The organism is Serratia sp. MMO-28, assembly GCF_037199905.1.
Taxonomy (GTDB): Bacteria; Pseudomonadota; Gammaproteobacteria; order Enterobacterales; family Enterobacteriaceae; genus Chania; species Chania oryzae.
This window is the reverse complement of the sequence record NZ_JBBCVB010000020.1, coordinates 72989-86979: the sequence shown is the minus strand read 5'-3', so window position 1 is coordinate 86979 and position 13991 is coordinate 72989. Positions and strand designations below refer to the sequence as shown.

Below are 13991 nucleotides of genomic sequence, written 5' to 3'. Positions count from 1 at the left end.
ACTGCTTGCCTATTATACGGAGCTAACTTCCAGAGGAGATAGCCTTCATAGCGTGAAATTGCGGCCACGAAGGCGCTTGCCTCGGCCACAACATCAGTTACTTCGGGTATACACACGATTCAGATTATCCGCAGGGGATGTGCCGTATAACTTGATGACTGATATAGATGATAGCAATGCATCCACAGACCTGATATCGGCTTTATCCTATTTTATTATGCCGTTTTTAGTGAGTTTTTTGGGAAAATGGCTTTGCGCTGGCTACGCTTGTTAAAAAAAAGTAAATTAGTGCTGAAGTTCGTTGCGACAAAGGTTCCCATTAACGCACAATGTGATCAAGATCGAATTTAAGCACCTGAACTGAGTGGCGTGCGCACATCATTATCCTGGTTATCTGCTTGTTAAGCAGGTAATCCATTTGAGGCAATCATGCATAAACACCTGCAAAAACCTAAAATTCTGAAAGTAGAAACGGTCGCCCGCTCGCGTTTATTCAACGTCGAATCAGTCGATCTGGAGTTCAGTAACGGTGTTCGGCGGGTTTATGAACGTATGCGGCCTTCAGAGCGTGAGGCGGTGATGATTGTGCCCGTCGTGGGGGACGATCTGTTGCTGATCCACGAATATGCGGTGGGTACCGAATCTTATGAGCTGGGCTTCCCGAAAGGCCTGATCGATCTTGGGGAGGGTGTGCTGGAAGCGGCTAACCGTGAATTGATGGAAGAAGTGGGTTTTGGTGCGCGCCGCTTTGATTTCCTTGGCAAACTGACGATGGCTCCCTCTTACTTTTCTAGCCAGATGAATATCGTGCTGGCGCACGAGCTCTACCCGCAAAGCCTGGAAGGGGATGAACCGGAGCCGCTACCACAGGTGCGCTGGCCGATTGCCAACATGATGGCGTTACTGGAAGAGGAGGATTTCCGCGAGGCCCGTAACGTGAGTGCGCTGTTCCTGGCAGAGGCTTTTCTGCGTAATCCGCGTTAACGTTATCCAGATGATTTCCTGCTAAAAAAATGGCCAGATCGCTCTGGCCATTGTCGTTTTTAGAACAGCTCGTGGCTTTCGCCGCCAGGGTCCGTCAAGGTGGTACCGGCGTCATGTACCGAGAATGTCGTTGGCTGAGTGCCGTCGATAAAGTACTCGGAGCGGCTGCCACCGCCACCGTTGGACAGCTTGCCGGTGCTCTTGTCGATGGTTACGCTGACAATGCCCGGTGGTGGTGTGACTTTCTGCTCAGGAATACCCTCCAGTGCCACTTTCATAAAGTCATCCCACGCCGGTTGCGCACTCTTCGCACCGCCTTCGCCGCCGGAGATCTGATCCTCAATCGCACCAGAAGCGGTTGCACGCCCCAGATCGCGGCGATGATCGTCAAAACCGATCCAGACCGACGTTACGGTATCCGGGCCGTAGCCGGAGAACCAGGCATCTTTTGAACTGTTAGTGGTCCCGGTTTTGCCACCGATATCACGGCGCTTCAGATCGCGCCCGGCACGCCAGCCGGTGCCCATCCAGCCTGGTTCGCCGAAGATGTTGCTATTCAGCGCATCGCGCATCAGGAACGCCAGAGGCGTGCTGATAACGTGCGGCGCATATTGCTGATCGTTATCCTGCTGTACCTGGGTTGGCGTTACCTGCTCCAGCTGAGGCATTGGCACAGTGGCGTTACTGTTTTCCTGCGATACCGCCACGTTCTCAACGTTATCATCAGAAAGCATCGCCGAACGTTGCGTATCGCCGTAGATCACCGGCAGGTTGCAGCTTTCACATACCACTTTCGGCTTGGCTTCAAACAGGGCTTTGCCGCTGTCGTCTTCAATCTTGGTGATGAAGTAAGGGTCGACCAGATAGCCGCCATTCGCCAGCACCGAGTAGCCACGCACCACCTGCAGGGGAGTGAAGGAGGCAGAACCTAACGCCAGGGATTCCGAATGCACAATGTTCTGTGCCGGGAAACCGAAGCGTTGCAGATATTCCGCTGCATAATCAACGCCCATCGCGCGCATGGCACGCACCATCACCACGTTCTTCGATTGCCCCAGACCTTGGCGCAGCCGGATCGGGCCGTCATAGGTTGGCGGTGAGTTTTTTGGCCGCCAATCCGTTCCGGCACCGGCATCCCAGCGAGCAATAGGTAGATCGTTGAGAATGGTGGCCAGCGTCAGGCCCTTATCCATCGCCGCGGTGTACAGGAAGGGCTTGATGTTGGAACCGACCTGGCGCAGCGCCTGAGTTACGCGATTGAACTTGCTCTGGTTGAAATCGAAACCGCCGACCAGTGCCTTGATAGCACCGTTGTTGGGATCGATGGATACCAGCGCCGAGTTGACATCCGGAACCTGGGACAGCCACCAGTTGTCATTCACTTTGCGCACCCACACCTGCTGGCCAGCCTGAACCACATCGGTGACGCGTTTCGGCGTTGGGCCCTGTTGGGTATCTGTTTTGAACGGGCGTGCCCAGCGCATACCAGACATCGGCAACGCAATGCTGCTGCCATCGCCCAGCATTGCCGTGGCCTGGTTGGCATCGGCCTGGGTAATGACCGCAGGAGCCAGCGGGCCGTAGCTCGGCAGGTTTTTCAGGGAATAAACAATCTGTTTCTGATCCCAGGCGGCTTCACCCACTTTCCACAGCACGTTCGACGGGCCGCGGTAACCGTGGCGCATGTCATAGTCCAGGACGTTGTTACGCACCGCGTCCTGCGCTGCCAATTGCAGCTTCTTGGTGATGGTGGTGTAAACCTTGTAGCCGTCGGTATAGGCGTTCTCACCATAACGCGTGATCATCTCCTGACGTACCATCTCGGCAAGATAGGGCGCAGAGAAGCTGATTTCCGGCGCATGGTAGTGAGCGACCAACTCCTCGCTGCGGGCCTGATCGTATTGCGCCTGCGTGATGTAATGCTCATCAAGCATACGCGACAGCACGACGTTGCGGCGCGCCACGGCACGATCGTGCGAATACAGCGGGTTGAAGGTCGACGGTGCTTTCGGCAGGCCGGCAATGGTCGCCATCTCGCTTAAGCTGAGCTGGCTGACATCCTTGCCGAAGTAAACCTGCGCGGCCGCCCCGACGCCGTAAGCGCGGTAGCCCAGGTAGATCTTGTTCAGATACAGCTCAAGAATTTCGTCTTTAGACAGCATCTGTTCGATGCGTATCGCCAGGAAAACCTCCTTGATTTTACGCATCAGGGTGCGTTCTGGGCTCAAGAAGAAGTTTCTTGCCAACTGTTGGGTGATGGTACTGGCACCTTGCGACGCACGGCCAGAAACCAGGGCGACAGATGCAGCACGGAAGATACCCACCGGATCAATACCGTGGTGTTCATAGAAACGGCTGTCTTCCGTGGCGATGAAGGCGTGCGTCATCACCGGTGGAATTTGTTCCAGCTTGAGAGGAATACGCCGTTTTTCACCGAATTGAGCGATCAGTTCGCCATCGGCGCTGTAAACCTGCATCGGGATTTGCAGCCGCACGTCTTTCAGCGTTGCGACGTCGGGCAGTTGTGGCTCGACATATTTGTACAAGCCAAAAATCGAGGCTGCTCCCAGCAAGATGCAACACACTGCAAGGATTAGAAAATACTTTACGAACTTCACCTGAGATTTCCCATTTCATGTCATTTGGGCAGTTTATAAACAACCGCGCGGTAGTATAAAGGCAAGCCTGCGACATGGATATGTTCTTTTGTCATCTGACGATACGGAAGTGGGGTGAAATATGTTCTCTCAAACATGGCAGGTAGGCTTGGATATACAAAGTCACTGTGTGAGGGCGCTGGCGGCACAGCATCGCCGCAGTGGCTGGCAACTGCGTCATTGGTGGCAACAGGCGCTGCCGCAGCCGGTGCTGCGCGATGGTTATATAGAGAATTCTGAAATACTGATTACCCTACTAAAGCAGTGGCGCATTCGGTTACCAAGACATATTTCCTTACGCATTGCTTTGCCAGCGCAGCGGGTATTACAGCACAGTTTGCCATTGCCGGATTATCGCCTGCGGGAACCGGTTCGTCATGACTACATCACGGCCCAAGGGCTGAAACAGTTCCCGCTCGACAGCCAGACGTTGGCGATGGATTACCGCATCGCGCCGTCCAATACCAATCAACTGCTGCTCACCGCCGCCCGCCAGCAGGAACTGCAGCAGTGGCTGCACTGCCTGCAGCAAGCCAATCTCCAGCCGCAGGTTGTTGATATTACTCCCAGCGCGTTGTGCGCCATGGCGGCCTTTGCCGGCCTGACGCGTGATGCTGGCCTGCTGCATCGTCTGGAACAGGAGTGGCTGTGGGTGGCACCGCGCAGTATGCCTTTTGCTTACGGCGTACTGCCGGCCAGTGAAACAGGTTGCGTGCAACAGGCACTGGCCGCCATGCGAGCGGCCTGCCCGGGATTGGGTGAGAAAGAGGTGTATTACAGCAGCGTCTTGGATGAGCCTTTGCCCGCAGGCGTCTGTTCTTGGTCGCCCTTCACCGCCTTCAACCAGTTGCACCCACCGTTACCCGCGCAGCCTACGGCTTTTGTTCTGGCGGGTGGGCTGGCGTTACGCCGCGAGGATCGCTGATGTATCAGGTTAATCTTTTGCCCTGGCGCATCAGGGCACAACGGCAACGCTATGGTTTCTGGTTGCGAGCCTTCAGCATGCAACTGTTGGTTGTTTTGGTGCTCCTGACCACGGCTGGCTTCCTGTTGCGTTATCAGCAGGGGCAACAGCAGAGTGCGGTGCAGAGGCTGACGCAGCAACATCAGGTGTTGACGGGGCAGATCCAGCAGACGCAGCAGGTGATGGCAACGCTGGCGCGCCTGGCCGAGGCAGAAAATCGTCGCCAGCAGAATGAAGCACATAACCGGCGTTACCTGTCTTTACTGCAGCAACTCTCGGCGTTAATACCCGACGAACTATGGCTGACGGCGCTGGAAGAGAATGCGCAGGGCATTGCGTTGCGTGGTTTTGGCCGGCAGTACGCCGCGATCGCCCTGTTTACGCAGCGCTTGGCGGCCTTGCCTTTGTTGGAAAATCACCGCCTGGCGGAGGTGGTCCAGCATAAAGACGGCATGTTGGCTTTCACCCTGACAGCCCGCTGGGGGAAAAAAGATGGATAAACCGCTGCCGGATTGGATCAGGCCTTGGCTTCACCGGCCTGCTTGGCAACTGCTGGTGGTGCAATGGCTGCTTTTGATGGGGGTGGTGGTGCCGATCGGCGCACTGCTGGTCTATGGCGAATGGCAACAGCGTGAGCAGTGGCAAGCGCAGCGGCAGCAGCTAGAGGCACAGATTTCCGAGCGCCAGCAACAACTGGCACGCTTGCCGGCGCTGGGGGAACTGGAGCGGCAACTGCAGGAGCGGGTTTTGGCGCTGCCCGCGGAACCGGAGAGCTTTGCCAGCAGGCTCTATCAGGCCGGTGGCGTATTGCTACGCTGGCAACAGCAGGATCAACCCGCCCAGCAAGTTGTGAAGCTGCAGGTGGATTTTCGCGGGCTTTTGCACTTGCTGGAAGGGGTATCGCCCTCGCAGCGTATTGGCCAGATGGCGGTCGAAAAGCAAACGGCAGGGTTGATTACCCAACTGATTTTGCTCTCACCTGAAGAGAGGCACGAATGAGGCGGAAATATTGGCTGTGGCTAATGTTTGCCACCCCGGTCTGGGCTACTCAAGATCGCGATCCGTTTCAGAAACCTTTGACGGCGTCTTGTCTTTCACCGGTGGTTTCTCCGGCAGACTGGCAGCTAAAAGGCACAATTGGTGAGCCCGGTTTGCGCCATGGTTGGCTGATGACGCCGCAAGGGCAGTGGTTCAGGCTGCAACCGCAGCAGACGTTGTTGGACGGGCTTTGGCAGGTGGTACAGATCAACGAGCGGCAACTTGAACTCAGTGAAGTGGACATGGAGCGCGTTTGTTCTCCAGCGAAGAGCAACATTGTTTTGCGGTTGGGTAAACCCTAGGGAAATGGGAATGAAAAAATGTCGTTGGCTTGCGGGATTACTGCTGGCGGTGCCCTTCATGGCGGTAGGGAATGTGCAGCAGGAAAAACCGATCTCTTTGGAGTTTCATGACACACCGGTCAGCCTGGTTTTACAGGCTTTGGCAGAATATCAGCAGTTAAACCTGGTTGCCGCCGAGGGCGTGGATGGCAATCTGACCTTGCGGCTGGAGAATGTCCCCTGGCGACAGGCGTTGGCGGTCGTATTGCGCATGGGGAAGCTGACCATGACCCTCGACGGCAATGTGATGCTGGTGTTCCCTGAGCCGGACGAACAGGAACAGCAGCGCCGCCAGCAGGCGCTGGCGCAGCAACAACCATTGGAGAACCTGACGATCTCACTGCAAAATGCCGATGCCGGAGAGATTGCCCAAAGCCTGGATAGCCAGCGTGGCAAACTGCTGACCGAGCGCGGCAGCGTGGTGGTAGATAAGCGCACTAACGCGTTATTACTGCGCGATACCGCACCGGCGCTTGCCCAGATGAAATCCTGGGTGGCAGATATGGATACGCCGCTGGAGCAGGTACAACTGGCGGCACATATCGTCACCATCAGCAGTGAAAATCTGCGTGAGCTCGGTGTGCGTTGGGGGTTGTTAGCGGATGAGAAACCGCCGCAGTCTCTGCGGATAGATAATTTCAGCGTGGGTTTGCCGGTAGAGAACAACGCCGTCGCGGCTGGTTTTCATCTGGCGCGTATCAGTGGGCGCATTCTGGATCTGGAACTGTCGGCGCTGGAACAGGAAAATGAGGTAGAAATCATTGCCAGCCCACGCTTGCTGACGGCACATCAGCAAACGGCCAGTATCAAACAGGGAACGGAAATCCCTTATGAAGTCGCGAGCGGTGCCAGTGGCGCGACCTCGGTAGAATTTAAAGAGGCAGTGCTGGGTATGGAGGTCACGCCCAAAATCCTGCCCAACGGCCGTATTACACTGGCACTGCAAATCAGCCAGAACATGCCTGGTCGTTCGATAAAACAGGGGGCTGGGGAGGCTTTGGCTATCGACAAACAGGAAATCAAAACTCAAGTCACGGTAAAAAACGGTGAAACCATTGTATTGGGTGGTATATTTCAGCAGCAAAACGTGAATGGCGCGAACAAAGTTCCAGGCGCTGGTGACGTACCGTGGCTAGGATCCTTGTTCAAACACAGCAGCAAGCAGCACAAAAGGCGTGAGTTGGTGATATTTATTACTCCAACGTTGATCAAGGTCTGAGTTACCGTGCACAACCGTTGGCGAAAAGACAAAAGTTAATGGTCAGATAGACTTTTTTCTCTCCTTGAGAGTTTCTGAGTTTGACGCTGCGGCCGATTTAGCTTACAAGGGTTACCGAATTAGGCTCCGAGGTTTTTTTCTTAATGCTATACCCGTCGTACTTTAAGTTGCAGGTGTGTTGGCTATGCTTCCTCACCCCAGTCCCTACCTGAGTAGGCTCCTGAGGGTTCGTTCGCTTGCTGCCTTCCCGTAACTCGAATTATTTAGGGTATTACCCGGCGTCTTCCAAGCGGCTGCGTTGTTGGCTGCCGCGTGAAATCCATAGGATATAAGACGCCGTTAAAAACGTATGGTTTCCCTCCTGCGGCGTGAATAGCGATTTATTCGGTTGCCAAACTACCAAGAGTGTTGAGATAATTTTTCGTCTGATCTCGCACTATCGCTCATGAGGTTTCAGTTTAGGTCCCGCCGCTAATTTGATTGGCGGGGCGGGTTATCATTAACGAATTGTCTTAGTAATACCGAAAAACATGGCAGAGAAACGCAATATCTTTCTGGTTGGGCCTATGGGTGCCGGCAAAAGCACTATTGGCCGTCAGTTAGCTCAGCAACTCAATATGGAGTTTTTCGACTCCGATCAAGAAATTGAGCGACGTACCGGAGCTGACGTGGGCTGGGTATTCGACGTGGAAGGGGAAGAAGGTTTCCGCGATCGTGAAGAAAAAGTCATTAATGAACTGACGGAAAAGCAGGGGATTGTGCTGGCGACCGGCGGGGGCTCGGTTAAGTCGCGTGAAACGCGTAACCGCCTGTCGGCACGTGGTGTCGTGGTCTATTTGGAAACCACAATCGAGAAGCAATTGGCCCGTACCCAGCGCGACAAAAAGCGTCCGCTGTTGCAGGTTGATTCTCCTCCGCGTGAAGTGCTGGAAGCGCTGGCTAAAGAGCGCAATCCGTTATACGAAGAAATTGCAGATGTTACTATCCGCACAGACGATCAAAGCGCTAAAGTGGTTGCTAACCAGATAATTAGCATGCTGGAAGGTAACTGATTACGGTTTCCGTGTTGGCTACGGGCAAATGCGGAAATTCTGATTGTATTCCCCGCGTTGGCGGGGATAAACCACATCGAGAACTGAGCGCGACATGGAGAGACTTACCGTAACGCTTGGGGAGCGTAGCTACCCGATTACCATAGCCGCCGGATTGTTTAACGATCCGGCTTCTTTTATGCCGCTGAAGGCGGGTGAGCAGGTCATGCTGGTCACCAATCAGACCCTGGCGCCGCTGTATCTGGCGCGAGTGCGTAAGGTGCTGGAGCAAGGCGGTATGGTGGTGGATCAGGTGATACTTCCTGATGGCGAACAGTACAAATCCCTGGCCGTACTTGAGCAGGTGTTCTCGGCACTGCTGGAAAAGCCACACGGTCGTGACACTACGCTTATCGCCCTCGGCGGTGGTGTGGTGGGCGATCTGACTGGTTTTGCGAGCGCGTGCTATCAACGCGGTGTGCGTTTTATCCAGGTTCCTACCACGCTGCTTTCGCAGGTGGACTCCTCCGTTGGTGGCAAAACTGCCGTCAATCATCCGCTCGGTAAAAACATGATCGGCGCTTTCTACCAACCCGCTGCAGTGGTGGTGGATCTCGACTGCTTGCGAACCTTACCGGCGCGTGAACTTTCCTCTGGCCTGGCTGAAGTGATCAAGTACGGGATTATTCTCGACGGTGATTTCTTTGTTTGGTTGGAAAACAATATTGATGCGCTGGTGGCGTTGGATATGGGTGCATTGGCGTACTGCATCCGTCGCTGCTGTGAATTGAAGGCTGAAGTGGTGGCTGCCGATGAGCGCGAAAGCGGTCTGCGCGCGTTGCTCAATCTGGGCCATACTTACGGCCACGCCATTGAAGCTGAAATGGGCTACGGTGTATGGTTACACGGTGAGGCCGTTGCTGCCGGCATGATGATGGCCGCACAAACCGCGCGCCGCCTGGGGCAGTTTTCTGCCAGCGATATTGAGCGTATCAGAACGCTGTTGCTGCGTGCCGGGTTGCCCGTGTGTGGGCCGCAGGAAATGGCGCCGGGGGCTTATCTGCCGCACATGATGCGTGACAAGAAAGTGTTGGCAGGGGAGTTGCGCCTGGTGTTACCGCAGGCGATCGGTCAAGCGGAAGTTCGCGGTGGTGTGGCACATGATATCGTGCTGGCTGCCATTGCGGATTGCCTGCCGCCGCACGCGTAAAAAAATACGAATAACTAACAGTGGCTTAGCTGCTGTTTGCATCTATGATTAATGAATGTGCAAAGCAAAAGCGGTGTCGCTTTGCCATTATCGGGTTAATAGTCTCGAACCATACCAGATTCAGGGTGGTGAGCTTTTGCCTCTAGTTGGAGGGTTTCAGATGGACGAGTTTAAACCGGAAGACGATCTCAGACCTGATGCCAGCGATCGCCGTCCTTCACGTTCGCGGCGGCCAGCAACAGGGCCGAGTTTTGCCTTATCGCGTCAGCATTTGATGATTGGTGTTGGTATCCTGGTTCTGCTGTTGCTGATCCTGGGTATCGGTTCGGCACTGAAAGCCCCTACCCAGCACGAGACCGCGCAGCAGGGAGCTACCCGGGATATCAACCTGTCGGGCTCTTCGTCACTGACTACCAGCAACAACGGTGTTCCGGGTGGCACTACCGACACCAACGATAATAACGGCGTTGGTCATTCTCAGCCGCAGAACATTAGCGTTCCCCCGATCTCCAGCACGCCGAGTGAAGCACAGCCGCAGCCACCGCAGGGTGGTGCGCAGCAGCGTGTTGAGCTGCCAGGGAATATGGCAGACGCCCTGTCATCGCAGCAGAGCCAGATTGATGCTGCCGCACAGAGCCTGAATGCGCCGGTTTCCGGGTTACCAACCGCGCCAGCAACCGTAATGAGCGGTGCCGGTGCAAGAGAAACCACGCGTCCGGTGCACAACAACAGTAATACCGCTAATACCGCTGCAACGGCACAGCAGCATAAAGCACCGGCAAAAACCGCTGCTGCAAAACCGGTGACGTCAGTGAAACCCGCTCCAACGACGACCACGGTTTATACGCCACCCGCCTCGGCAAAAAGCGGTGTTGTCAGCGGTAGCACGGGTTCCATCACTTCGGCACCGGGCAGCCATTACACGCTGCAACTGAGCAGTGCTTCACGTTCCGATACGTTGAAGGCGTTTGCCAAACAGCAGAATCTGCAGAACTTTACGGTGTATGAAACCAAGCGTGACGGTAAGCCGTGGTTCGTGTTGGTGAGCGGTAATTACGCTTCTTCGGCGGATGCGAAGCGCGCAGTTGCGACGTTACCGGCAGAGGTTCAGGCGAAGAAACCATGGGTCCGACCTGTACATCAGGTACAACAAGACCTTAAAAAATAAATCATTTAATTTTGTGCGCTGATGTGCTGTCTGAAACAGAGTACAATCCGCCGCTCTGAATTGTATAAGTAGCTAACTGACGGCATGAAGAAAAACCGCGCTTTTTTAAAATGGGCTGGTGGAAAATACCCGCTGGTTGACGAGATCCGTCGTCATCTGCCAGCGGGCGACTGCTTAATCGAGCCCTTCGTGGGTGCGGGTTCAGTATTTTTGAACACGGAATACGACGCCTATATTCTCGCCGACATCAACAGCGATCTTATTAATCTGTATAACATCGTTAAGCTGCGTACGGATGACTTCGTGCGTGATGCCCGCATGCTTTTTGCTGATGAATACAATTTCTCGGAGCAGTTTTACCTGCTGCGTGAAGAGTTCAATGCCAGTGATGACGCCTATCGCCGCGCACTGTTGTTTCTCTATCTGAACCGCCACTGCTATAACGGCCTGTGCCGCTATAATCTGCGCGGTGAGTTTAACGTGCCGTTCGGACGTTACAAGAAGCCGTACTTTCCGGAAGAGGAACTGTACTGGTTCGCTGAAAAATCCCGCAATGCCACTTTTGTCTGCGAGCATTACCGCGATACCATGGCCAAAGCAACGCGTGGTGCGGTAGTGTATTGTGATCCGCCTTATGCGCCGCTGTCGGCAACGGCGAATTTTACCGCTTATCATACCAACAGCTTCAGCTTGGCCGATCAGCAGGGGCTGGCGCAGTTGGCGCATCAATTGTCGGTAGAAAACCAGGTGCCGGTATTGATTTCCAATCATGATACCGAACTGACGCGTGACTGGTATCAGCATGCTGAATTCTTTGAAGTGTCGGCCCGCCGGACGATCAGCCGCAATATCCTGGGCCGCAGTAAAGTAAACGAACTTCTCGCTTTATATCGCTAAGTCGGGGTTGCGCCCCGGCGTATAACAACTCGAACCCTACGTTTGGAGAAGCGGATGAAAAAGTTTTTGATTGCCCCGTCCATTCTGTCGGCAGACTTTGCCCGGTTAGGTGAGGACACCGCCAAGGTGCTGGCTGCCGGTAGTGACGTGGTGCACTTTGACGTGATGGATAACCACTATGTTCCCAATCTGACGATTGGGCCGATGGTGTGCGCAGCGCTGCGTAATTACGGCATTACTGCCCCCATTGATGTGCATCTGATGGTCAAGCCGGTCGATCGCATTGTGCCGGACTTCGCCAAAGCCGGTGCAACCTATATTTCTTTTCATCCCGAAGCCTCCGAGCACGTCGACCGTACCCTCCAACTGATCAAAGAACATGGCTGCAAGGCCGGTTTGGTCTTTAACCCGGCAACGCCATTGAGCTATCTCGACTATGTGATGGATAAACTCGATGTGATCCTACTGATGTCGGTTAACCCTGGCTTTGGTGGCCAATCGTTTATCCCGAGCACGCTCGATAAGCTGCGTCAGGTGCGCAAACTGATCGACGACAGCGGGTTCGATATTCGTCTGGAAGTGGACGGTGGGGTTAAGGTGGACAACATTGCCGAGATCGCCGCAGCGGGTGCCGATATGTTCGTCGCCGGTTCCGCTATCTTTGGCCAGCCGGATTATCGTGCGGTGATTGACGACATGCGCCGTGAACTGGCGAAGGTGAATCATGGCTGATTTCAGCGCCATTCGCGGCCTGGCCTTCGATCTGGACGGGACGCTGGTTGACAGTGCTCCGGGGCTGGCGGCGGCGATCGATCTGGCGCTGGCAGAAATGGGCTTGCCGCAGGCCGGTGAGGCACGAGTCGGCACCTGGATCGGCAATGGCGCGGATGTGCTGGTGCAACGTGCGTTGCGCTGGGCGGAAGTGGACGCCACGCCCGCGCATTGCCAGCAGATGCGCGAACGTTTCGATCATTTCTACGCGCAGACCGTGAGCAGCGGCAGCCGTCTGTTCCCACAGGTGAAAGCCACCCTTTGCTGCCTGGCTGAACAGGGTTACCCGATGGCGCTGGTGACCAACAAGCCAACGCCTTTTGTGGCCCCGTTGCTGACTGAGCTCGGTATTATCGACACGTTCTCGCTGATTATCGGTGGTGATGATGTGGTGGCAAAAAAGCCGCATCCTGCGCCATTGTATCTGGTGTTCGGCAAGCTTGGCCTGCGGGCTGGCGAGGTGTTGTTCGTTGGTGATTCACGCAACGATATTCAGGCGGCGCAGGCGGCAGGTTGCCCGAGCGTTGGCCTGACGTATGGATATAACTACGGTGAAGCGATCGCCCTGAGCCATCCCGACCGTGTGTTGGAGCGTTTTGCCGATTTGTTGCCCGCTCTTGGGCTGTCATCTTTAGAGAATCAGGAATGTAATCATGAGTAAGCCCATCGTATTTAGCGGCGCGCAGCCGTCTGGTGAACTGACCATTGGCAACTACATGGGTGCGCTGCGTCAGTGGGTTCAAATGCAGGATGATTATGACTGCATTTACTGCATCGTCGATCTGCACGCGATTACCGCACGTCAGGATGCAGAAAAGCTGCGTAAAGCCACGCTGGACACGCTGGCGCTGTACCTGGCCTGTGGTATCGATCCATCGAAAAGCACTATCTTTGTGCAGTCGCATGTGCCGGAGCATACGCAACTGAGCTGGGTGCTCAACTGCTATACCTATTTCGGCGAACTGAGCCGCATGACCCAGTTCAAAGACAAATCAGCGCGCTATGCTGAAAACATCAACGTTGGCCTGTTCAGCTACCCGGTGCTGATGGCGGCAGATATCCTGCTGTACCAGACCAATCAGGTGCCGGTGGGGGAAGACCAGAAACAACATCTGGAACTGAGCCGCGACGTGTGCCAGCGTTTCAACGCGCTGTATGGTGAAGTGTTCACCCTTCCTGAGCCGTTTATTCCCAAGTCTGGTGCGCGCGTGATGTCACTGCAGGATCCGGCCAAGAAGATGTCCAAGTCGGACGATAACCGTAACAACGTGATCGGCCTGCTGGAAGATCCAAGCGCGGTGACCAAAAAAATCAAACGTGCGATGACCGACTCGGAAGAGCCGCCGGTCATCCGTTACGACGTGGCGAACAAAGCGGGTGTTTCTAACCTGCTGGATATCCTGTCCGGCGTCACCGGCAAGAGCATTGCCCAACTGGAAGCAGAGTTTGCAGGCCAGATGTATGGTCACCTGAAGGGCGCGGTCGCAGAGGCGGTTTCCGGTATGCTGAGTGAGCTGCAGGAGCGTTACCACTATTTCCGCAATGACGAGGCGTTTCTGCAGCAGGTGATGCGTGATGGTGCGGTAAAAGCCCGCGCCCGTGCCCAGGAGACGTTGGCGAAAGTGTATGACGCGGTAGGTTTTGTGCCACATCCGTAATAGCTAACCAGTTCCCTCTCCTTGGGGAGAGGGAACTGACAAGCATTAGGCCG

Annotated in this window: 14 protein-coding genes; 13 read left to right on the top strand and 1 reads right to left on the bottom strand. The window is 55.0% G+C overall.

Going from position 1 to position 13991, the window contains the following annotated elements:
* Positions 1-429: 429 nt before the first annotated feature.
* A complete protein-coding gene (gene nudE, locus WG891_RS17890; protein WP_337263967.1) occupies positions 430-984 on the top strand; it encodes an ADP compounds hydrolase NudE in 555 nt (184 codons plus the stop codon).
* A gap of 59 nt (positions 985-1043) precedes the next feature.
* Here nudE and mrcA read toward each other — a convergent pair whose 3' ends face one another.
* Entirely contained in the window at positions 1044-3602 is a 2559-nt protein-coding gene (gene mrcA / locus WG891_RS17885; protein WP_337263966.1) for a peptidoglycan glycosyltransferase/peptidoglycan DD-transpeptidase MrcA, read from the bottom strand.
* A 121-nt stretch (positions 3603-3723) separates the two neighbouring features.
* On the opposite strand from mrcA, the gene pilM reads away from it, so the two are divergent.
* The 12 genes from pilM (at position 3724) to trpS (ending at position 13938) form a co-directional block, all read left to right on the top strand.
* Positions 3724-4566, top strand: a complete 843-nt coding sequence (gene pilM / locus WG891_RS17880) for a type IV pilus biogenesis protein PilM (protein ID WP_337263965.1) — start codon at positions 3724-3726, stop codon at positions 4564-4566.
* Entirely contained in the window at positions 4566-5105 is a 540-nt protein-coding gene (locus tag WG891_RS17875) for a PilN domain-containing protein (RefSeq protein WP_337263964.1), read from the top strand. The genes pilM and WG891_RS17875 overlap by 1 nt, the downstream gene beginning before the upstream one ends.
* The gene (locus tag WG891_RS17870; protein WP_337263963.1) at positions 5098-5604 is read left to right on the top strand and encodes a hypothetical protein; all 507 of its coding nucleotides are present in this window, start codon (positions 5098-5100) and stop codon (positions 5602-5604) included. Before WG891_RS17875 ends, WG891_RS17870 begins: the two co-directional genes overlap by 8 nt.
* Entirely contained in the window at positions 5601-5945 is a 345-nt protein-coding gene (locus tag WG891_RS17865) for a hypothetical protein (protein ID WP_337263962.1), read from the top strand. The genes WG891_RS17870 and WG891_RS17865 overlap by 4 nt, the downstream gene beginning before the upstream one ends.
* A gap of 10 nt (positions 5946-5955) precedes the next feature.
* Positions 5956-7203 carry a DNA uptake porin HofQ gene (gene hofQ / locus WG891_RS17860; RefSeq protein WP_443006170.1) on the top strand — a complete coding sequence of 416 codons (1248 nt, stop codon included), beginning with the start codon at positions 5956-5958 and terminating at the stop codon, positions 7201-7203.
* 530 nt (positions 7204-7733) lie between these two features.
* A complete protein-coding gene (gene aroK, locus WG891_RS17855) occupies positions 7734-8255 on the top strand; it encodes a shikimate kinase AroK (protein ID WP_076943234.1) in 522 nt (173 codons plus the stop codon).
* 94 nt (positions 8256-8349) lie between these two features.
* A complete protein-coding gene (gene aroB / locus WG891_RS17850) occupies positions 8350-9444 on the top strand; it encodes a 3-dehydroquinate synthase (RefSeq protein ID WP_337263961.1) in 1095 nt (364 codons plus the stop codon).
* A gap of 160 nt (positions 9445-9604) precedes the next feature.
* Positions 9605-10612, top strand: a complete 1008-nt coding sequence (locus tag WG891_RS17845) for an SPOR domain-containing protein (RefSeq protein ID WP_337263960.1) — start codon at positions 9605-9607, stop codon at positions 10610-10612.
* An 84-nt stretch (positions 10613-10696) separates the two neighbouring features.
* Positions 10697-11509, top strand: a complete 813-nt coding sequence (gene dam / locus WG891_RS17840; RefSeq protein ID WP_337263959.1) for an adenine-specific DNA-methyltransferase — start codon at positions 10697-10699, stop codon at positions 11507-11509.
* Positions 11510-11563: 54 nt separating this feature from the next.
* Positions 11564-12241: a ribulose-phosphate 3-epimerase gene (gene rpe, locus WG891_RS17835; protein WP_076943238.1), complete on the top strand. Its 678-nt coding sequence runs from the start codon at positions 11564-11566 to the stop codon at positions 12239-12241.
* Positions 12234-12941 (top strand): phosphoglycolate phosphatase, encoded by a 708-nt coding sequence (locus WG891_RS17830; protein WP_337263958.1) that lies wholly within the window; start codon positions 12234-12236, stop codon positions 12939-12941. Before rpe ends, WG891_RS17830 begins: the two co-directional genes overlap by 8 nt.
* Positions 12934-13938, top strand: coding sequence for a tryptophan--tRNA ligase (gene trpS, locus WG891_RS17825; RefSeq protein ID WP_156292859.1), 1005 nt, complete (start codon positions 12934-12936; stop codon positions 13936-13938). Before WG891_RS17830 ends, trpS begins: the two co-directional genes overlap by 8 nt.
* The last annotated feature ends 53 nt before the right edge of the window (positions 13939-13991 follow it).